Source organism: Desulfoconvexum algidum (assembly GCF_055382125.1).
In genome coordinates this window covers 6809681-6831945 of sequence record NZ_AP042394.1, presented here as the reverse complement: position 1 = coordinate 6831945, position 22265 = coordinate 6809681, and the positions used below count along the sequence as shown (strand labels likewise).

Genomic DNA, 22265 nt, shown 5'->3' with positions numbered 1-22265 from the left:
TCCTCTTGGAAGATTGGCTTAAATAAAACCTACTTAAATAAAATCTAGGGAAACATTGCTCTTTCGTTTTATATTCTTATTGAAAAGCTTTCCCAGGGTTAACTCCAGGAATCCGTTGGAAAATAAGGCGGACACCTTTTCAACATCAATGGCGCTTGGCAGATAAAGGACCCGCTCAAACAGGCCGAACTGAATTTCGGCAAGCCGAAAGGTGGCGGTTGGATCCGGGTGGTTGCATTTCCTGTTTCCGGAAATCTTAACGGCCTTGTTATTGACTTCTATAATGATATCTTCCTGGTTCACCCCTGCCATCTCCGCCTGGATAATAATCTTGTTTCTTGTTTCAAATATATCCATCTGGGGCTTCCAAACACGTTTTGAAAAACAGAACATGGGGTTTACCGATTGAAACATCTGCTCAAAGGACTTGTCTTCCGAGGCATGAATTTCAATATTATCCCCAAACCGTATTTCTATATGTTCCATAAAAAACACTCCTGATGACACTGTTATATCGATCATCTGACGAACCACAAAAATACCATCTGGGTGCCCGATTGTAAAGCGCAATCATAAAAATCCAGCAAAATGAATTATTTAGCAAAGACTGGGCCCACTCTGCTGGAAAAAGGTATCAAGGGATTCTCTTGTCAAGAATGGTTCTGATCACCTTGGAAAATTCGTGCAGGGAAAAAGGTTTCTGGATAAATCCGTGGCACCCCTGGCGCAAAAGATTTTCCAGTTTTTCATCCACGGCGTATCCTGTGGTAATAATAAATCTGGTATCGTTTTCGATTGCTTTTATCTGGGTAAATGCTTGTTTACCATCCATTACCGGCATGATCAGGTCCAGTACCACCAATGAAATTTGATCTTTATACACCTTGAACAATTCAACGGCCTCCAGTCCATTGTGCGCAATAATGGGGGTGTATCCCAGTTTTTCAAGAAAATTTTTCCCCACATTTAAAATCTCCTGTTCATCATCCACCAGCAATACGGTTTCAGACCCTTTGAGCATTTGATCCAAAGAAGGTGTTTCTTCCGGAAGATCTTTGATGGCCACCTCGTTGGAGGCGGGCAAAAACACCATAAATTCCGAGCCTTCTCCTCGTTCACTCCTAACCGTGATAAAACCGCCATGGTTTTTTACAATTCCGAAAACAGTTGAAAGACCCAGCCCTCGGCCTTTTTTGTCACTAATCCCCTTGGTGGAAAAAAAAGGATCAAAAATCTTTTTTTGAATTTTTGGATCCATGCCAATCCCGGTATCTTTAATTGATATTTTGATGTACCGGCCCGGAAGGACCTCAAAGGGATATCCATGGTCCTGTGTGATAAAAAGATTCTGGGTACTGATAAAAATATCACCTGCATCTGTCATTGCCTGGGAGGCATTGATAAGGAGGTTGAGGCAGACCTGTTCGAGCTGGGAATGATCCCCGTCCACCAGATGAAGATTTGCTTCAAGGGATTCATGGACACTGATATTTTTCAGGGAGGGCGTGAATATACCCAGGGCCATTTTCACCACCTGGTTGACATCCAATATGGCAACCTGATATTTCCCCCCCCTGGCAAATCCCAGCAGCCGGCCGGTCAGCTCTGCAGCCGTATCCACCAGTTTTTTAATTTGACGGGTGTGGGAGGCCATTTTTTCCACAGCTGTCATGTCGATCTGCATCAACGAGAGATGGCCCTGTATTCCCATTAAGATATTGTTAAAATCATGGGAAATCCCACCGGCCAGAACCCCGATGGCTTCCATTTTCTGGGCCTGCTGAAGCTGGATTTGGAGCGATTTTAATTCCGAAATATCGGTTACAACGATCACCCTGCCCTTTTCCGGATTCCCCGGATACAAAAGAGATGCGCGAATTCGGCAATCAAAGGCAGTGCCGTCTCGTCTGGAAAGCCGTGTTTCAACCATGCCAACATCGTATTTTTCCATGCCCATGGCAAGGAGTTTTCCCACGCGTTCATATTCCCTTTGGGCGGAGTACAAAATTCTGACATCTTTCCCCATAAGGGATCCGACTTCATACCCCAGCATCTCATAAAAATTCTCATTGGCCCAGCCAAGAACTCTATCCCTCATAATCCCGAAACCAGCAGGGGAAGATTCCAAGACAACCTTCATCTGGTCAAAGGACAATTCTGCTGTATCAAAAGAGTCAGGGGTGGTTTGTCCCAAAGATAATCCATGGGAGTCTGATAATGGCTCAGACCCTGGAAGATTGTTCTCAGCACTGCTTTTATGATATCCTTGCGCCATAAAAATTTTCCTGATTTGTTTTCATAAATTGACGGAAGTTTGACTAACTGCTAAGTATAGCAGACTTTTTCCATAATACTAAGGTCAAAATAAAAAAATGCACCCCAAAAAAAATCTGTTCGTTTTAATATCCTATTTTCCGGCCCTGGTCAGCGGATTTTTGCTGACCGCTTCTTTTCCCGATTGTAACCTGTATTTCCTTGCCTTTTTCGCCCTGGTACCCCTCATGGTTTCCATCCAATCCATGACCTCAAAACAATCCTTTTATGCCGGGTTTGTGGCGGGCTTTGGTCATTATATGACCCTGATCTATTGGATTGTCCCCACGGTGACGATTTACGGCGGGCTTCACCCCCTGCTGGGGATGTCAACCCTGGCCCTGCTATGCCTTTATCTTGCTCTCTATATCGGCGGCTTTGCCTGGTTGATGAAACGACTGGATCCCCCAAAAGTTTTCATGCCCATCATGGGTGCCTGTCTCTGGGTAGGGCTGGAATACATCAGAACTTATGCCCTTACCGGGTTCCCCTGGGGAGTTCTTGGCTACAGCCAGTATTCAAACCAAACTCTGGTCCAGATAGCGGATTTGACAGGAGTTCTGGGGATTTCTTTTCTAATTGTGCTGTGCAATCTTACCCTTGCACAGCTTGTTTTGTACCTGGCCCCGTCACTGGCGCCAAGCAAGATCTCCTGGCGGTCAATTTCAATTATTTTGTGTTATACCCTGGCACTTGTGGTGGCTTGTCTGGCCTATGGCAGGGTAAGGCTTCCGGAAATTGACCGCCTGATCCAGGCCGCCCCGAAACCAAATATTTGCGTTATCCAGGGAAATATAAGCCAGGATTTAAAATGGGACAAGACCTTTAAAAATAAAACCATTGAACGCTACGGCAACCTTTCCCTTGGGGTGGCCAAAACAAATCCAGACCTTATCATCTGGCCGGAAACAGCACTTCCTTTCTATTATGGTGCAGACACCCTTTATTCCAACAAAATAGATGTCTATGTAAGAAAGGCCAAAACCCATTTTCTCGTGGGCAGCCCCGCCTTTGAAAGGGGCAAGGAAAACCTGAAGTTTTATAACCGGGCCTATATGCTCAACCCCCTCTCCCTTGTGACGGGCACCTATGACAAGACCCATCTGGTCCCCTTTGGGGAGTATGTCCCATTGCAAGCCTATCTGGCCTTTCTGGGGAAGATCACCCAGCAGGCGGGAAATTTTAGCGCCGGAGACACAACATTTACCCCCCTGTCCTTCAAGGATCACCGAACAGGGGTGCTCATCTGTTTTGAAATCCTTTTTCCCTCCATTGCCCGGGCCTTTGTTAAAAACGGGGCAGATATCTTGACCACCATGACCAATGATGCCTGGTTCGGCGTAACCTCAGCCGCCAGGCAGCATTTTTCCATTGCCGTGCTCCGGGCGGTTGAAAACCGCAGAAGTGTTGTCCGGGCAGCCAACACCGGAATTTCCGGATTTATCGATCCTAGGGGGAGGATTATAGAAGAAACCGGACTCTTTACAACGGCAGCCATCACCCGGCCGGTACCAACCCTGAAAACCATATCTTTTTATACCCGGCACGGAGACCTGATCGGCATGGCGGCACTGGTTGCAATCTGCCTTGGTTTCATGGTAAAAGGAGTAAACAATATCTTTAGGAGAATCCAAAAATGAGTGCCGATTTAAAACAGACCATATCCGCCATCTACACCAAATCAGACCAGCTCAAGGAGTATCTTTGACCTCCCCATAAAAGAAAAGCGGTTCCGGGAACTGGAACATTTTATTGCCAGACCCGATTTTTGGGATGATGCAGACAAGGCCACGGAGCTGTTAAAAGAAAGGACCCTCCTGTCCAACCTCCTTGAAACCTGCCAAAGTATTTCCGACGATATTGAAGAAGCCGATCTGTTGCTGGAGATGGCCCAGGAAGAATCGGACAAGGAAAGCGAGCAGGAGGTGGCGGTTCTTGTGGCAGCCCTTGAAAAAAAAATAAAGAAATTTTCCGTGGAAATTACCCTGAACCATGAAGATGATGCACGGGATGCCCTGGTCACCATCAATGCCGGAGCCGGCGGTACCGATTCCCAGGATTGGGCTGAAATGCTGTTCAGGATGTACACACGCTGGATTGATAAAAAAGGGTACAAATTACAGATCATTGATTATCAACCCGGTGACGAAGCCGGCCTCAAAGGAGCAACCCTTCGTGTTGCAGGTGAAAACTGTTATGGATTTATGAAGGTGGAATCCGGTGTCCACCGCCTGGTTCGAATTTCTCCCTTCAATTCCAATGGAAAACGCCACACCTCCTTTGCCTCTGTTTTTGTCTATCCTGAAATCAAGGATGAAATTGTCATCGACATTGATGAAAGCGAGGTTCGGATTGATGTGTACCGTGCCAGCGGCGCCGGGGGCCAGCATGTGAACAAGACAAGCTCTGCGGTCCGCATCACCCATCTGCCCACGGGGGTTGTGGCCCAATGCCAGCAGGAATCCTCCCAGCACCGGAACAAGGAAATTGCCTATAAAGTCTTAAAATCACGTCTCTATCAATTGGAAAAGGACAAACAGACTCAAAAAATGCAGAATCTCCACGACGGAAAGGATGAAATTGCCTGGGGAAGCCAGATTCGTTCCTATGTACTCCACCCCTACCGCATGGTGAAAGACCATCGCATCGACCTTGAAATAGGGGATGTGGACAGGGTTTTGGACGGAGACCTGGATCCTTTTATCGAAGGGGTTCTATTATCTTGAACCCCATGGATCCTTTTGCTGTCATTGAAACCTATTATCCAAAGGAATCTGCCCTGTATGCGTTGCTGGTGGATCACAGTTGCCAAGTGGCCAAAAAAAGTCTTGAGATCGCCCGAAATCTTGCCCCGCTGTCACCTGACCTGGACTTTATTGAAAAAGCCGCCCTGCTCCATGATATCGGTATCTTCATGACCCGGGCCCACGCCATTGGCTGCGGAGGAAAATTCCCTTATATCTGCCACGGGTATCTGGGCCGGCAGATCCTGGATGAACAGGGGCTTGATCCCGCCTTTGGCCTTGTGGCGGAACGGCATACCGGGGCCGGCATCACCCTGGATAATATCATCCAAGGGGGTTTGCCCCTGCCCAAAAGGGATATGGTGCCAGTCAGCCTTGAAGAAAAAATCATCTGCTGTGCCGATAAATATTTTTCAAAAAGTCCTAAAGATCAGGACAGGATAATGACACCACAACTGATCATAGAGGAACTCTCCAGGATTAATCCAGCACATGGAAAACGGTTTGCCGGATGGGTTGAAGAATTTCATCTTTGATTCTCCAGGCCCATTGCGCATACAATCAGTTTAAAAATTGATCTGCCATTTGATTCCGTAATAAAGGATTTCGGATTCTTCGATTCCGTCCTCATCTTTCTTGTTGTCAATCACGCCGATTTCAGGGACAAAAAAGACCCCGGGAGCAAGGGTGACAGTTGACTGGACATAATAGGAATCCGCAGCATCTTTATTGCCTCCGGCCTGGTCAAGCTCCGCCTCGGTATACCCATATCCCAGCTCAAACGAGAAGGTTTCATTGAGCTTCATCCCCCCCACAAGGGCATATCCCAGGGAGTCGTTTTCGACAAAGGTGCTACCGTCAAAGGTGGGGTCATCATCCGCTGCACAATTATAATTGTAGGGCCCTGTGTTTTGGCCAAACCAGAAATCCGCACCCAAATAAAAAGAATCAAATTTAATCTGTCCCCCCACCGCAAGAATATAACTATCCACATTTTTGGAAATTTTTGTGGCGGTATCGGTTATCTCATAGGTCTGATACCCTCCCTGAAAATCCAGAAAGGCATTGTCCAGCACCAGGCGATAACTGGCCTCAAGTTTTGGAATAATGACTTCGGTGCTGTCTGCCACGCCTCCGTCCCAGGTGTCTGTATTCGGCTGTATGGCGGCAATCTGAAAACCGCCAAAGTTCAATCGGATCATGGGCTGGCGTTTGGCGTCCACATGGCCATAGGGGTCCAGGTTTGTATCACTGCCATAGACCTGATTGCAAACACTGCCACCATCACAGCAGTACCAGCCAACAAACCTAATTTTTTCATCTTTCCTCCCTATCCCTTTTTCATTTTTGCCCCGATATGCCGGATTAATCAAACAGACTCCTTTTAAATATGGAAGATGAATCCGATACCCTAATTACGACCCATAAGATTCTTCCTGAGATCGGCAGATAATTGATGTCAAACTGTTGAAATCTATTGGAAAAATGGCTTCCGATATAGGGGAGATATCCGTTGACCCCATTAATTTATCATATGGCGTTAAAGACTTCAATCGTCGATTTCATTCATCCCCGCCGTTCCGGCCCTTGTATAAACAAAAAAGGGCTGTTATTATAAAAAATGCGATGCTTGTATAATCGTGTTCGTTTAAAACCTATAAGAGGAAAGAGCTGTGCCCGTCGTCATAGAGAATTTAAGAAAATTTGTTGCCCCTGAAATTATCTTTGGGAACGGCTCCCGTTACCTGGCAGGAGAATATTGCAAAAAATTTTATATTGCAAAGCCCATGATTGTCACAGACCCTGGGGTAATGGCAGCCGGATGGACCGACCAGGTGGCCCAGACGCTCATTGACCATGACATCGCGTATATCACCTTTTCTCAAGTCAGTTCCAACCCCCGGGAAGAGGAAGCCATGATGGGGGCGGCAGCATATCTATCGGCCGGCTGTGATGGAATTATTGCCGTGGGAGGCGGATCCCCCATGGACTGTGCCAAGGGGATCGGCATTGTGGTTTCCAATGGGGGGCATATTCTCGATTATGAGGGCGTGGACCGAATCATGGACCCTCTTCCGCCCATGATTTTTATCCCCACCACTGCCGGTACCTCGGCGGATGTTTCCCAGTTCTGCATTATCAACAACACAACAAAAAAGGTAAAGATAGCCATTATCAGTAAAATTGTGATACCGGACATTGCATTAATCGATCCTGAAACCACCACCACCATGGACCCCTATCTTACCGCCTGTACCGGAATGGATGCCATGGCCCATGCAGTGGAAGCCTTTGTCTCAACTGCCAGTTCCAAAATCACCGACGTCCATGCCCTTGAGGCCATCCGCCTGTTAAAAACGAATCTGCCTCAAATTTTGAACGATCCCCATGATATGATTTTACGGGAAAATATCATGCTGGCCAGCATGCAAGCAGGCCTTGCCTTTTCCAATGCCGTTCTGGGGGCCGTGCATGCCATGGCCCACAGCCTGGGGGGTTTTTTAGACCTGCCCCATGGGGAATGTAACTCTCTTGTATTGGAACATGTGATGGCGTTTAATTATTCTGCCGTTCCCGAAAGGTTTAAGGTCATCGCCCAAAATCTGGGGCTGGATACAAGGGGATACAACCAGCGAGAACTTAAGGCGGCCTTGTTTAAAGAAATCAGGTCCCTGAGATATCAGTTGGGCATCTCCAAAAGTCTTGGCCAGGTCCATGTTAAACAGCAGGATATCTCCGACCTGTCTGAAAAGGCACTCAATGATGCCTGCCTTCTGACCAACCCCAGAAAAACCAATAAACGCGATATTGAAACCATTTATGAAGAAGCCCTCTGATAAAAGACCGATGGATACCGCCATTGCGAAGCTCATGGGCTTAGGGGAACGGTCCGTCCAAAAAAGCTATTACCCCCAGCTTCAAAAAAAAATCCGGGAACTTGAAATCAGTGAGCGTCGGTATCGGTTGCTGGCAGAGAACATCTCCGACGTGATCTGGATGCTGGATCTTAATTTGAACATCCGTTACATCAGCCCCTCCATTAAGCCCATATGCGGTTTTTCTCCAGAAGAGCTGGAAGGAACCCCTTTCACCTCCCTGTTGACACCGGACCATGCAACTGTATTTTCAGACCTGATATCAAAGGGGATCAATGAAATCTCCTGTTCTAACGAGTCTCCCCCTCCATCAATGGTGATAGAACTTTTGCAGGCCAATAAGGATGGCAGCACCACCTGGATAGAAGCAAAGGTCTCGTGTTTTTCCAGTAATGATGGATCTGAAAGACAGATCCTGGGGATTTCCCGGGATATCACAGACCGGAAACAGGTAGAAAAAGAAAAACGATACGTCCAGGAACAATTGGTTCAATCCCAGAAAATGGAGTCCATCGGCGCCCTTGCCGGAGGAATTGCCCATGATTTCAACAACCTTTTAACCATTATCAACGGATATGCCGGCCTGATCCTGGGCAAAACAAAAGAAGATCATCCCCTGTTTAAAAAGGTCTTTGCCATTTCCCATGCAGGAAAACGGGCCGCAGACCTGACCCGGCAACTATTGGCATTCAGTAGAAAACAGATATACACCCCCAAAATTTTGGATATTAATGCCACGGTCTCTTCCATGGACAATATGCTCCGCCGGTTGATTGGCGAAGATATTCATGTCCAAACCATTCTGGACAAAAATATCGGCACCATTTCCGCAGACCGGACCCAGATTGAACAAATATTTACCAACCTCATGGTCAATGCCAGGGATGCCTTGACAAGCAGCAGCAAAAAAGAGGTTAAAAAACGGATCACCATTGAAACCGGACAGACCGTTTTTCCCTTAAACGCAGCTAAACGAATGAACCTGGACAACCCGGGCCAGTATATTTTCTTTTCCGTATCCGACAATGGCATGGGAATGGACAGGGAACTCCAGAAGCGGATCTTTGAGCCTTTTTTTACCACAAAAGCCAAGGACAAGGGAACCGGTCTCGGACTTGCCATGATTTACGGCATTGTCAAACAAAACCAGGGCAATATCCAGGTCTATTCAGAACCAAACCAGGGGACCTCGTTTAAAATTTATTGGCCGGCTGCATCCCAGAAGACTGCACCGACAAAGAAAACAGCCCCCAGGGTTGAAAATCTGTCGGGAAATGAAAGGATTTTACTGGTTGAAGATGACACAGAGGTCTGTGCGTTTGCCGCCAATGCCCTCATGTCTCTGGGGTATGAAATCCACAAGGCCTTTAACGGCAAGGAGGCCCTGGAACTAATCCAGGCAGGGATTTTAAAAAAAGGGAATTCGTCATTTGATCTTGTGATTACAGATCTGATCATGCCGGAACTCAATGGAAAAGATTTTATTAAAAAAGCGATTGTGGTAATGCCGGATATAAAGGTGATCTATGTCTCCGGGTATACGGACAATCATATTGTCCACGATGGAATGCTTGAAGAAGGGGTTAATTTTCTGCAAAAACCTTACTCCCAACAGATGCTTGCCAGAATGGTCAAAAAATTATTGGACCGGCCTCTTCCGGAATAATCCAACTGCATTTTATTCAGGCGTTTTATTTTTTAATGCCGATGTTATCCAGAAAATGCCTTCGTTTCATCCGAAACAGGGCCTTGTTTTCTTCCACAAGATAGAAAACCCCTTTGTTCAACTCATCAAAACATTGATAAAGACCGGTATACTCCCCAAGGTCATTTATATCACAGACCCTTTCCACATCATCATTGAACCTGCGGCATACCTGTATCCAGTCCTCTTGTTCTGCCCCGGCCTTGACCTTTATTTCCTGTGGGTCTCGCTGAAAATCAGCCTGAATTGATTTCATATCTCGCCTCCAGTGTTAGGTGATTTATTTTTCCTGGAAGATTCTATAAAAGATCCCCCGAGTTTGTCCATAGGAAACTTAATCCTCCCCCCCCCCTATTTAAATACCATTTCAAGCACCTTGTCCAGATCCAATTTTAAAAAACCGGGGTGGATGCGGTCGCTTCTAACCGGTCTTAACTTTAATTTATTTGATTCTATTTTTCCCCAAATATTTGCATCAAAGAACTTTTCCTTGTATTCTCAAGTTAATACTAATAAATAGAATTAGTATGAAACCATCCATCCTTTTAGTAGATGACCATCCGATTTTTCTTAAAGGGCTCCGGTCTTTAATAGAGGATGAAACAGATATGGAAGTGATCGGCGAAGCCGGGGATGGACAGGCAGCCATAGAATTGCTCCAGACCCTTTCGCCCAGTGTCGTTGTCATGGATATCACCATGCCCGGAATCAATGGTATTGAAGCGACACGACAGATTCTGTCAGACTTTCCCAATACAAAAGTGATTGCCCTGTCCATTCATTCTGAAAAAAAATTTGTGGAAAGCATGCTTCAGGCAGGTGCCAGTGGCTATATCGTCAAAGAGAGTGTGCCCGAAGAACTGGTCAAGGGAATCCGTGCGGTAATGAACGGGCAAGCCTATCTGAGCCCTTCGATCACGGGTCTTGTGGTCTCCCAATTCAGGCAAAACTTATCCGGGAAGCAGACTTCCCGAAAAAACCATATTGAAATCATCGAAACAAAGCTGCACCCCCCCCTTGTGTCCGGGGATCATGTGCATCGTCAGCGGCTGACCCAACTGCTTGAAAAAAGCCGGCAGCTTCCCCTGCAAACTGTCATTGCACCGGCCGGCTACGGCAAGAGTGAGCTGGTCTGCTACTGGCTCAAAGATCATCCCTGGCCCAATGCCTGGATATCCCTGGATGCGGATGACAATGATCTGCATCGATTTCTAACCTATATCATTTATGCCGTGAGGATGCTTTTTCCCCAGGCCATGTCCGAATTTTTCAAATTTCTCAACACGACAACCTTGCCGCCCCTCCAGGTTCTGGCGGGGCGATTGATCAATGAACTGAATTTAATTGACCAGGATTTTATCCTGGTACTGGATAATTTCCATCTCATCCGGGGAAAAAAGATTCATGATCTGATGGTGGAAGTGTTGCGCCACCCGCCAAAACCGCTGCACCTGATCCTCATTAGCCGGTCAGACCCGTTCCTGCCCCTGGCAAAATTTCGTGCCCAGGGACAATTAGAAGAGCTCCGCCTTCAGGATCTGCGGTTTACAGAAACGGAAACCCAACGCTTTTTGGAAAAAAACACCGAGCTTCCATTGGAAAAAGAGATGATTGCTCAATTGACACTCAGAACCGAAGGATGGATCACGGCGTTGCGGCTGGCAAATCTTTCCATCCGCCACCGGCATGATTTTAACACCATTCTTTCTGAATTGAACGGAAGCCCGGAATACGTGATGGAATACCTTTTTCATGAGGTTTTTTCTTCCCAGCCCAAACAAATTCAGGACTGTCTCTTGAAAACCGCTATTCTGGATCGGTTCTGTGCCCCGTTGTGCGATGCGTTGCTCGGCATGGGGGCTGTTGAAACGCGCAGGGATGAGTTGGATTCCCAAACCTTTATCCAGCGATTGAAGCAGGACAATATGTTCATTTTCAACCTGGATACGCAAAACCATTGGTTTCGCTACCACCAATTGTTTCAGCAATTGCTGCAGCATCATTTAAGACAACGGAAGACGCCCGCGCAAATCGCAGCGCTCCACGCCCAGGCCGCTGACTGGTTTGCCCATGAGGGGTTGCCCGATGAAGCCATCACCCACGCCCTTGCCGCCGGGGATGCCGCTGCTGCCGCCGGGATAATTGAACAAAACCGGCATGCGGTTCTGGACAAGGATCAATGGCATACCCTTGAAAAGTGGCTGGATAGATTGCCCCATGACATGTTGCAGGAACGCCCCGGGCTTTTGCTGGGTCAGGCATGGATATGGCTCACCCGGGCACAGGTGGGGGAACTCCCCCCGATCCTCCAGCGTGTCAAATCACTTGTTGACCCGGCATCAGCAGGGCCTGAACTGCTGTGTGAGATCAACTTCTTCCAGGGGCTTGTCTGCTATTTTCAATGCAAGCCAGCGCAAAGCGCCCAATTTTTTAACACGGCTGTGAAACTGCTTCCCAAAACCGCCTTTATCGCATTGAGGTCCGAGGCGGAGTACTGGGAATGCCTGGCGCTTCATCTTAACGGCCAAAAAGAAGCGGCCCTGGAGACCCTGAATCAAAGAATCGGCCGCAAAAACTTGCAGCAAGGAATGCTGTTGTCACGACTACGGTTTGGCCTGTGCTTTATTCATATGCTGGATGGCCAATGGGACCAGACATTTGGGGAAGGGTTGAGAATGATCGCGGTGACCCGGTCACACCACCTCGCCTTTGCCGGGGCATGGGCGGAATATGTGCTGGGGAATGCCGGTTTCCAGACCTTTGAGCTAAAAACTGCCCACCATCATTTCAGCCAGGCGGTTCAACATCGATATATTAAGAATCACAGAGCCGCCATTGACGCCATGGCCGGCCTGGCCATGACCCAGCAGTTCATGGGCGCCCCGGAAACGGCAGCCGAAACCATGACCCTGGCAAAGGCCTATGCACACTGGACCAAAGATCCGGGGACTCTTGAAATTGTCGGTTCCTGCCAGGCACGGATCTCCCTGCTCCGGGGGGATCTGGATTCAGCCTCCCGCTGGCAGAAGATGACGGGCCAGATAGAAGGCCATCAAATGATGATCTTCTTTTTGGAAATCCCCCTTATCACGGAATGCCGGGTGCTCATTGCCGTTGGATCTGACGCGAGCCTTGCGGAAGCCGCAGAAAAGCTCGGGGCGCTTCACCAGAAAGCCATTGAATGGCAAAACACCTGCCAGCAGGTCGAGATCATGGTTCTCCAATCCCTGGCACAAAAGGGTCAGGACCGGGTTGAGCAAGCCCTCACAACCCTGGAAGCGGCCGTGACCCTTGCCGCTCCCGGCAAATGGATCCGGCCATTTATTGAACCTGGTCCGCCCATGGAAGAGATGCTCAGGCAGCTACAAACAAAAGAGGTGGCCCTGGACTTCATTGAACCCCTTTTGGCGGCCTTGGAGAAAAGTGCCTCCGGTGTCCCACCGGTCAGCCTGGCGAATCCGGCACCGCTGCCAAATGCCCTATCCTCGGCCATGCAAACCCTGACAGACCCATTGACCAAGCGGGAACTGGAAATCCTGGCCCTGCTGGCAAAACACCTCTACAACAGGGAAATTGCAGAAAAACTTTATATTTCACCGGAAACCGTTAAAACCCATTTGAAAAAAATATATGAAAAACTTGCGGTGGACAACAGGAGAAATGCCGTTTCCAAAGCCAGGGAACTGGGACTTGTCCCCCGTCAATAAAAGAATAGACCCCCTCCTTATTTTAGACCGCTTCGCCATTATGGCGCTGGTATGGTCATTTGGATGGTTGTCCCCTTGCCCTGGGCAGAAACAATGTCCACAGATCCACCAAAATCCTCAATCCGCTCCCTGACGCTGAACAATCCGAATTTTAAAGGTGAGTGGAGGGGAACACTTTCTTGATCAGAATCAAACCCCACCCCATCGTCGGTTACTGAAATTTTCAGTTTGTTTCCATGGCCTTCCATGGAAACAATTACCGTTGTTGCCCGGGCATGCTTGATTACGTTGGTGAGCAATTCACGGACGTTGCGGAACAGGATCGCTCTCAAATCATCATTCACCCAAAAGGATTTTTTGTCATCCATAAAAACAGTTTTCAGTCCCTGCTTCTTATGGACCTGTTCTTCGAGCCATTGGGCAATGGCTGCCGCAAGTCCAATTTCATTGAGCAGCGGAGAACTTAAGTCAAACACCAGATCTTTTGTGTCCCGTATGGTACCCAGCAGCGATTGGGACAATTCTTCCAGCAGGGTTGTCACCTGGCCTTCAGGGGCAAGCTTTTTTGCCTTTGCAACCTGGATGCGTGAAAAAGCCAGGGTCTGCCCAATATGATCATGCAGTTCGGCCGCAATGCGTCTTCTTTCCTTTTCCTCAGCAATGGTCAATTGGGACGCCAGGGCTTTGAGCCTTTCCTGGTACTGGTTTATTTTCTCGTCAGCTATCTTGCGTGCGGTGATGTTCCGGCCGATGCAATAGACCTGTTTTTTTTCAACCAGGGGGGTTGCCACCCACAATATATGAACAACAGAGCCCTCTTTATGAAGGTAGCGATTTTCAAATTCTTCCGTAATTTCACCGGCTGCAAGTCTCGTTAGCTGCGCATCAGTTTTCATGTGATCCTCCGGATGGATAAAGTCCAGGATGGGCCTGCGCATCAATTCTTTCCGGGGGTACCCAAGGGTTTTTTCCCAGGCAGGGTTCAGATAGGTAAACCGCCCTTCCATGGTGACAATGCAGATCAGGTCAGCAGACAGGTTGAGAATCCGATCTCGTTCTTCCTGTAGCCACTTCCTTTCAGAAATATCTTTAATGACCGAAACAAAAAACAAAGGAGTGCCAGTGCTGTCAAACAGCAGGGAAACAGTCAGGTGGACCCAGACGACATTCCCCTGTTTGCAGACATATCGTTTTTCCATGGAATAAACTTCCGCCTCTCCGTTTAACAGCTGGGCCACGTGATCCAGATCTGTTCCAAGATCATCCGGGTGGGTAATTTTCTGAAACGACAGCGCCAGTGTTTCCTGCCGTGGGTATCCGATGATGTTGCAAAACTTTTCATTCACCCGCAAAAAATCGCCATTAATCCCCACATGGGCAATGCCGACTGCGGCCTGTTCAAAGGTGGCCCGAAACCGCATCTCACTGTCGATGAGCAATTTTTGAGCCTTTTTTTGCTGGGTAATATCTCGATCGACACTCACAAAACCAATGATATTGCCCTGGTGGTCCATGACCCTGGAAATTGTTGTATGAATATCGATTGTGGCCCCATTTTTCCGGATCTGCCTGATTTCGCCCTGCCATTTGCCGATACCCCGAACAGCGGCCAACATCTCTTCTTTCTGGGTGTCCGGGCCTTCCATCTGCAGCACGTGGTTCAATGTCCTGCCGATGACCTCTTCGGCTTTCCAGCCGTAAATTTCATGGGCAGCCTCATTCCAGCTGATAATTTTGAAATCCAGATCGTGTGATACCACGGCATCGGAAACATTTTCCAGGAGTGTCGCATGGTAAAGCAGTTTGGCGGTTCGTTCACGCACCTGCTTTTTAAGTGTCCGGTTCCACAGGAAAAACACCAGCACAAGGGTCATTCCAGCGCCTGCAACCATTAGAAGCCACCTGACCACATCCCCAAACCGGATGCCGTGGTCATACCGCACGGAAAGATATTTACCGCGTATGGCCAGTTTTTCCGCCGGTGTTATGCTGTCCATGCCCTTGTCGATGATGCGGCTTAGCTGTGGCCAGTCTCTGCGGCTGCCAAAGGAAAAAATGTGATCCTCAAGATCCGTAGGGGCGGCTATGGCCAGGTTGACCAGGCCGTGCTGAAGGATCAGGTAGGATGCCAGCATCAGATTGCCCACATACCCGTCTGCTTTTCCAGTCGAAACAGCCACCATGGCATCCAGGTCCGTATCATAGGTTAACACATGAATCCCCGAATATTTGCGTTCAATTTCCTGCTGCACCACGGTTTTTCGGACCACCGCTATTTTTTTCCCGGCAAAGTCAACTAACCCACTGACCACACCCATCTTTTTTTGGGTAAAAATCATCCTGGGGGTATCGAAATACGCTTTGGAGAACGACATATACGTCGCCCGCTCCGGGGTCTTCATCATGCAGGGAATCATATCCACCGGTCCTTTGAGTGACTTTATCCCCTCAAGTCGTTGCGAAAAGGGTATCAATGGATCGATATAATCAAAGAGAATCCCGGTTCTTTGTGCAACCAGATTCAGATAATCGATTACAATCCCGGAAACCGCTTTTCCTTGATTGATAACAAAAGGAGGAAAGTTGCCGGAAGAAACGCTTACCCTGTGTTTTTTTGCGAGCCAGGACTGCTCTTCCTGAGTTAACGCTATTGTTTTTTGTTGTTTTGGAAGCGGAGCCCATTGATTATAGATAGCGGTCAGCTCTTTTTTCGAAATGGATGCCAGCCCCTTGTCTATAATCCCGGCCAATATGGGCCAGTCATCCCGGACACCCATCACCGCACGAATCGGCTGGTCCATGAAAATATGAACCGGTTGTATTCCGACAAGCTGGTTCGTTGAAATATAATAGGCATGCTGGGAATGGCCGATCATGTAATCCACCTTTCCCCCATACAACAATCCCATGGCTGCCAGCGGCGTGTCGGCCTTGACAATGCCTACACGATCTTTGAACGGTTCCAGCAGTTCCAGCGCCCACCCAGAGCTTTTCGATACAGAAACGATTTTTCCTTCCAGATCTTTCAGGCTGTTTATTTTGCTGTGTGTTTCACCATGGGCAAAAATAACCGGATAAATCGTATACACCGGTTGCGTCTCCAAAACATTGTAATATTTTCCCATGCCCTGGGCAAGGCCAAGCGTCCCCGCCACTTTTCGGGTCTGAAGCATTTTTTTGAGTTTGGTATAATCGTCGACAATAATGCCGAAATTTGTCCCCAGCCTTGAATTGAGAATATCCAGGATATCCTTTAAAATGCCGGAAATTGCGCCATTTTTATCGATGATCAGGGCGGGAGGTTGATCCGCAGCAAAAACAAATTTTTCATCAGAATGCGCTGACAGCCATCCTTTCTCTGCATCGGTAAGATGCACTGGGGCCAAAGTCTGTGCCTGCAGCTCTTTGGTTGTCTGTTCTGCGTTCTGAGCCTGGGCAGGGGAAATAAACAAAAAAAGCACACAGAAAATTATCAGGATGGCTGAAAAAATCCGACCCGACGGGATCTGCCAGCCGCCGGCAGACAAAACCTGCTTTAATGTGTGATTTTCGTTTTTAAACATGGGAGGCTAATTTTCAAGACGGCACGTCTGCCTGGCCTGTCTCTCCTTTGTCAAATATTAAATGGAAATGGATCCAAAAGGATCCTGTATGTTTAACCATATGCGTTTAAGCTGTAGGACAGGAACTGTCTTCTTGTCAAGAAAAGGTTCAGAAAAAAGAACCCTGCCCAAAAAAAAAGGTCACATCCCCCATTGTGGGGGATCATTTTCACACTGTTTTTTTTTGGGGGGGGGGGGGTGGGGCTCAAACAAAGTACAATATATCTGGGCAAATAACCCTTCCGGCAAAGCAAAGATAATCAACCGGATTGTTAATGGTTGATTTTTTGTTGCTTTGAATGTTTTATTCAATATGGGTGAATCGCAAGGATTTTGCAGACTTTGATCAACTGAATTTTTGATGAAATTGAAGAAAGTTTTTTCGAAATGAATATTTAAGCTTTTTGGTTGAAGATTTATGACCTTCTGTAACCGTCACCTGATAATTCATGACATCATCAGAAGAAATCATGGACATTTCATAATGACCAAATTCTTTGTTTTCGGTATTGTACAAGTAGCCCAGAGAAGCCGAAATCTCAAATCCCATGTCCGGGTGCAGGTAAGTTCAGGCCATTACTGTTTCAAAGCTCCAGTAATTTAACCCGCCGTTAACATCTTCATTCTTGTCATACGAACCAATGGGAATGATGATAGTCTCACTCGCATTAAGGTGAAAATTGCCGAAACTCCAGAAAAATGATGCCGGCACAATGCCGGGATCGCTGAATAATGTCCCATCATCTTCAATAGAGTCCTTTTCTTTCCCCAAAGAGCCCTCCGCAGAAAGGTCGGTGTAGGCCACCGGTAAAAACCCCCCGAAGGCAAAGCGTCCGGCGCCACTGCCACGGCAAAATCCCCGTAAAAGCCGGGCGTATAATGAGAACTGCCGCCGCGTCCTGTGACGTTGCAGCAACGGCAAGGGTTACCCCCGCAAGTACGCAACCCACAGCAGCCCACTTGCACGCCTTTCTTGCAAAATTAGATTTGTTCTAAATGATTGCCTCCTTTTAAAATGTTTATGCTCCTTGCCAAGATTTACCAGCGTGCTTTCGGCAAGAAACGTATTCTTCAGGCGTTATTTCTTTGCAGGCACATACGGATCAGGCGTGCCCGGCTTGATTAAGGGTTCTTTGGCCAACGACTCCTGATGCTCTACCAGAATCGGTCCACACCCCCAACGTATCCATAAGTTAGCTATCATCTCTCTGGTCAAGTTCAATGGATATTCTTCTTTAGGGTCATCATAGAGGTTGTAAAAGCGAACAAACGGGAACTCGTTCAGTATCCCACTACCCAGCCCTCCTTCAAGCGCCTTAAACATCATCTTATAGTTTTGCCACTTCACGCCGTGAATATCTTCACCGACATAGATCACAAAGCCGTCTCGACCGGACTCCTCTTGTTTCCCCAGGAAGAAATCCGTCATGTCTTTACTGTCGATGATACGATCTGTCGGCACCTTACCACCGGCAATGTTTGCAAATGTAGAGAACAGATCAAACTCGTGAACGATCTCGTTAGAGACCTTGCCTGCCGGAACTTTGCCAGGCCAGCGCACAATAAATGGCACCCGTAACGACCCTTCCATACCCGTGAAATAGGAACCACTCCATGGGCCGTTCCATCCCTGGAAAGTAGGGGTCATTTCGCCGCCGTTATCCGCGGTAAAAATAAAGATCGTATTGTCGGCAATACCCAACTCATCCATCTTATCCAGCAATTCACCGGTATAGGCATCGATCTGCATTAAAATGTCGCCCCAGTGGCCATTGCCACTCTTGCCTTTAAACTCAGCACTCGGTGTAACCGGCGCATGCGTCTGAGTGTAGGGCAGATACAGGAAGAACGGTTTGCCGGCTTTGGCCTGGCGTGCCATGTAATCTTTGGCAAGGTCGGTGACTTCACGGTCGATCTCTGGCCTTACCGACGAGTCGAAGACCTTCACCACTTCTGTCGGTGAGCCTTTTATGCCCGATAAAACATGCGTTTCCTTGATCATCGGAGTTTTGCCGGTCTCTTTCGCTATTTTCGCAAACTTCTGGAACATTTCATTCGTCGGCCACTCGCTCTCGTCGGTCGAATTGGGGATGCCATACCACTCATCGAAACCCTGATTGGTGGGATAGCGACCCTCCGCCTGGCCGAGGTTCCACTTGCCGAAATGGGCAGTGGCATAACCCACATCGCCCAGCATCTCAGCCATGGTGTATTCCCACTGGGTCAAGCCATAATTCACGGTTTGGAGCGGTACCGAACCGTTCCCCGTGCGTTTGGCATAACGGCCTGTCATTAGCGCTGCACGGCTGGGCGTGCACTGCGCCTCGACATTGAAATTCAACAGCCGCATCCCTTCAGTGGCCAGCTTGTCGATGCGCGGCGTGGCGCCACCCCGGACAATACCCCCGCCGTAGCACCCCAGTTCGCCGTAGCCGAAGTTGTCCATGTTAATCAGCACAATGTTGGGCTTATCGGCCTTTTTAGAAGCGGCCGTCGCATCCTGTGGTGTTGCCGCAACGGCAAGGGTTACCCCCGCAAGTACGCAGCCTACAGCGGCCCACTTGCACGCCTTTCTTGCAAAATTTGATTTTTTCTTCATGGTTTTCTCCTTTCTAAAGTGTTTATTTCCATTAAATACCCCAGTGCGCTTTCGGCAAGAAGCATCTCCTTCAGGCGCTGCAGCCCATCACCCCGTGCCAGCTCCGCCTTCAATTCTTCGATTGTGGTACCGAATTCCTCGGCCTTTTCGGCAATACGGTTGTCCACATCCCTTTGGTCCACTTCGATGCCTTCCTGCTTCGCGATCTGCTTGAGGATCAGCATCAGCCGAATCCGATCGCATGCCGCCTGCCAGGTCGTGCTTTCGAGGTCAACACCTTCTTCACCATCGACGGCAAGCTCATCCTTCACGAATCCGCCCGGTATATCAAAACTTACCAGTTCCAGAAGTCTGAGAGAAATTTGATCACGGGGATTCTTATCAGACTCACCGTTGAATAATGTATTCAAATCAGGCAGGTCAAACTCGGGCATTGGGTAAAAACGAACCATGGCGCTAAAGTCCCTGCCTTTATTGAACTGGATCTTTTCGACTTCGGCCTGACCCAGGACCTCGACCCCTGACTCCTTTACAGCCTCTCGGCCAAACCGCTGGGCAACCTGCCGGGTCAGCTGCTCGCTGATCTCTTTTTGAAACCGTTTTTCAATCACACGCTGCAGCACCTTCCCCGGCCGGAAACCAGGAAGTTGCGCCCTTCGATAGCCCGCCAGAATATCTTTATAATCATCAGCCAGTTCCGACCAGTCGGCACTGATCGCAAGGCAATAGAAGCCGTCATCGCTTGTATGTTGTTGCCACTTCATCGCTGTTTCTCCGGCTGCCAATGGTCCGCGGCCAGGGTATGGACATCCTTGGCCACTGTTTCCCCCAGACCGCGCACAATCCGTTGCACGGGCTGGTCGATGTGAGAAAAAAATCGTTTCCAGCCGCTGCACAAATAGTTCAAGCCGGGCTCGCCCACAGGGGTTTTAATGAAACGGTCCTTTGGGCACCCCCCGAAACAGGCAAACTCGTATTCACAGGTGCGGCAGTATTTCGGCAGCAACCCCTCTTTCATTTTTCCGAACCGCTCCTGCTGTTCGGAAAACGCCATCTGGGAAAGCGGTCTATCCTGAATGTTGCCGACCCGGTACTCCGGGTATACGAAGTGGTCACAGGCATAAACCGAGCCGTCGCGCTCAAGGGCAAGCCCTTTGCCGCACATGGGGCTCTGGGAGCAGAGCGGCGAGGTATGGCCCATCCAGGTCTCCACGGCCGCCTCAAAATAGTTCACATAGATGCTGCCAAGATCCTTCTTGAGCCATTCGTCAAAGATGCGACAGAGAAAATCACCCCAGCCATCCGGATCAACACACCACGCTTCCACGGCTGAGCCCTCGGAACCCGGTTTTGCCCGGGGCGAGCCAAGCATGGGCATGGAATCCAAGCCCCATCTTAACGGGGCTGTCTGCTGGAAACCGACCGGCTCGACAATGGGGATAAACTGCATTCTCTTTGAACCCACTTTGTCCCGCAGAAACCGGTACACGTCGACCGGAGATTTTGCAGTGACCCGATTGACGCAGCTCAAGGTTGCAAAATTGACCCTGTGCTTTTTCAGCAGTTTTACTGAACGCATGACACGGTCAAAGCTTCCCTGGCCTGATTTATCCTTGCGGTAGCTGTCATGCAGATGTTTGGGCCCGTCAATGGAAAGCCCGACCAGGAAGTTGTGCTCATGGAGAAACTCGCACCAGGCATCATCCAGGAGCATTCCGTTGGTTTGGAGATCGTTCTCACAGCGGACATGGGCCGGGCAGTATGTCTTCTCCAATGCCACAACTTTTTTGAAAAAATCCAGCCCGAGCAGGGTCGGCTCTCCTCCCTGCCAGGAAAAAACCACTTCCTTATAATTGTGGGATTCAAAATACTGGCGGATGAACGATTCAAGTATGTCATCGGTCATTTTCCAATTTTCAGGTTTTCCCAGCAGTTCCTGCTTGGAGATATAATAACAATAGTCGCAATCCAGGTTGCAAAGCGCACCCGTGGGTTTCACCATCACATGCATTCGCTGTACAGGCTGACCACGAAACAAATGACTGACCTGCATTTTTGAGTTCTCTATCATATCAATAATTTCCATTCGTTGAGACTGAAATTGGTTTACTTTTCACTCTTGAAATCTTATTTTCTCCCATCATTATGTTAATTCTGACCTTTGGGTGATCTTAAGAATCTGATGCTGTAACGTTTCTTTGTCACAGCCAGAAAATAGGTTCCGTCCAATACCATCATTGCAGCTGATTTTATCCGATCAAGGCTGAAAGCACATCGGTCTAAAAGTGTTAGAACGGATTGTAAATATTTTCTCCAATTGGATTCCGGCAGGGTCACTTCCGACCCTTCTCACCCAACCCGATTCTTATTCCTCAATTAAATTTACCGACGTGATGGACAGGTGCATGTCATAGAGCGTATTCAATAATCCGGATAGTTCTGCTTGATCCCGTATCCTGCCGACCAGGGTTGTTATGGGCGGTTGCCCTTTATTTTTGAGGATCGTGATCTGCATCTGTCCGAAAAGGTCGCTCAAATAAGTGCCAGCCTCCCCCTCAACCTGGATCTCATAGGTGGCAGGTCTCCTGAATTTAAAGTGCTGTTGACCATTCTGATCTGGCATAATAAGACTCCAATTCTTTTTTACCAAGAAGGTGTATTGACTTTATCCGTCAATTCTACCTGAATATATCCTTGCCCAATAGATTGCACATCCCCC

At 48.3% G+C, this 22265-nt stretch carries 16 protein-coding genes; 6 read left to right on the top strand and 10 right to left on the bottom strand.

Going from position 1 to position 22265, the window contains the following annotated elements; genetic code table 11:
- Positions 1–33 precede the first annotated feature (33 nt).
- Positions 34–486: an Hsp20/alpha crystallin family protein gene (locus ACZ45G_RS30770; RefSeq protein WP_464174461.1), complete on the bottom strand. Its 453-nt coding sequence runs from the start codon at positions 484–486 to the stop codon at positions 34–36.
- 148 nt (positions 487–634) lie between these two features.
- Positions 635–2275, bottom strand: a complete 1641-nt coding sequence (locus ACZ45G_RS30765) for a hybrid sensor histidine kinase/response regulator (RefSeq protein WP_464174460.1) — start codon at positions 2273–2275, stop codon at positions 635–637.
- Positions 2276–2372: 97 nt separating this feature from the next.
- Here ACZ45G_RS30765 and lnt point away from each other — a divergent pair, with 97 nt between their 5' ends.
- The 3 genes from lnt (at position 2373) to ACZ45G_RS30750 (ending at position 5593) form a co-directional block, all read left to right on the top strand.
- On the top strand, positions 2373–3953 hold the full coding sequence (gene lnt / locus ACZ45G_RS30760; RefSeq protein ID WP_464174459.1) for an apolipoprotein N-acyltransferase: 1581 nt from the start codon (positions 2373–2375) through the stop codon (positions 3951–3953).
- A protein-coding gene (gene prfB, locus ACZ45G_RS30755; protein ID WP_464174458.1) for a peptide chain release factor 2 occupies positions 3950–5039 on the top strand; the annotation gives its coding sequence in 2 pieces (ribosomal slippage) (positions 3950–4018 and positions 4020–5039; 1089 coding nt in all). The genes lnt and prfB overlap by 4 nt, the downstream gene beginning before the upstream one ends.
- Before the next feature lie 5 nt (positions 5040–5044).
- On the top strand, positions 5045–5593 hold the full coding sequence (locus ACZ45G_RS30750; RefSeq protein WP_464180057.1) for an HD domain-containing protein: 549 nt from the start codon (positions 5045–5047) through the stop codon (positions 5591–5593).
- Between the two features lie 30 nt (positions 5594–5623).
- On the opposite strand, the gene ACZ45G_RS30745 is transcribed toward ACZ45G_RS30750, so the two are convergent.
- Entirely contained in the window at positions 5624–6430 is an 807-nt protein-coding gene (locus tag ACZ45G_RS30745; RefSeq protein ID WP_464174457.1) for a hypothetical protein, read from the bottom strand.
- A gap of 300 nt (positions 6431–6730) precedes the next feature.
- On the opposite strand from ACZ45G_RS30745, the gene ercA reads away from it, so the two are divergent.
- Entirely contained in the window at positions 6731–7894 is a 1164-nt protein-coding gene (gene ercA / locus ACZ45G_RS30740; protein ID WP_464174456.1) for an alcohol dehydrogenase-like regulatory protein ErcA, read from the top strand.
- Positions 7878–9599, top strand: coding sequence for a PAS domain S-box protein (locus ACZ45G_RS30735; protein ID WP_464174455.1), 1722 nt, complete (start codon positions 7878–7880; stop codon positions 9597–9599). The genes ercA and ACZ45G_RS30735 overlap by 17 nt, the downstream gene beginning before the upstream one ends.
- A gap of 25 nt (positions 9600–9624) precedes the next feature.
- Here the strand turns inward: ACZ45G_RS30735 and ACZ45G_RS30730 are convergent, their stop codons facing one another.
- Complete coding sequence (locus ACZ45G_RS30730; RefSeq protein ID WP_464174454.1) at positions 9625–9894, bottom strand: hypothetical protein; 270 nt, start codon at positions 9892–9894, stop codon at positions 9625–9627.
- A gap of 271 nt (positions 9895–10165) precedes the next feature.
- Between ACZ45G_RS30730 and ACZ45G_RS30725 the strand changes: the two genes are divergently transcribed.
- Positions 10166–13345, top strand: coding sequence for a response regulator (locus ACZ45G_RS30725; RefSeq protein ID WP_464174453.1), 3180 nt, complete (start codon positions 10166–10168; stop codon positions 13343–13345).
- 38 nt (positions 13346–13383) lie between these two features.
- Here the strand turns inward: ACZ45G_RS30725 and ACZ45G_RS30720 are convergent, their stop codons facing one another.
- From ACZ45G_RS30720 to ACZ45G_RS30695, 6 genes are all read right to left on the bottom strand, one after another.
- On the bottom strand, positions 13384–16908 hold the full coding sequence (locus tag ACZ45G_RS30720; RefSeq protein ID WP_464174452.1) for a PAS domain S-box protein: 3525 nt from the start codon (positions 16906–16908) through the stop codon (positions 13384–13386).
- 607 nt (positions 16909–17515) lie between these two features.
- Entirely contained in the window at positions 17516–17869 is a 354-nt protein-coding gene (locus tag ACZ45G_RS30715) for a transporter (RefSeq protein WP_464174451.1), read from the bottom strand.
- 156 nt (positions 17870–18025) lie between these two features.
- On the bottom strand, positions 18026–19546 hold the full coding sequence (locus ACZ45G_RS30710; RefSeq protein WP_464174450.1) for an arylsulfatase: 1521 nt from the start codon (positions 19544–19546) through the stop codon (positions 18026–18028).
- Positions 19543–20310 (bottom strand): trigger factor, encoded by a 768-nt coding sequence (locus tag ACZ45G_RS30705; protein WP_464174449.1) that lies wholly within the window; start codon positions 20308–20310, stop codon positions 19543–19545. Before ACZ45G_RS30705 ends, ACZ45G_RS30710 begins: the two co-directional genes overlap by 4 nt.
- The gene (locus ACZ45G_RS30700) at positions 20307–21617 is read right to left on the bottom strand and encodes an anaerobic sulfatase maturase (RefSeq protein ID WP_464174448.1); all 1311 of its coding nucleotides are present in this window, start codon (positions 21615–21617) and stop codon (positions 20307–20309) included. The genes ACZ45G_RS30705 and ACZ45G_RS30700 overlap by 4 nt, the downstream gene beginning before the upstream one ends.
- Positions 21618–21911: 294 nt before the next feature.
- The gene (locus tag ACZ45G_RS30695; protein ID WP_464174447.1) at positions 21912–22169 is read right to left on the bottom strand and encodes a hypothetical protein; all 258 of its coding nucleotides are present in this window, start codon (positions 22167–22169) and stop codon (positions 21912–21914) included.
- Positions 22170–22265 lie beyond the last annotated feature (96 nt).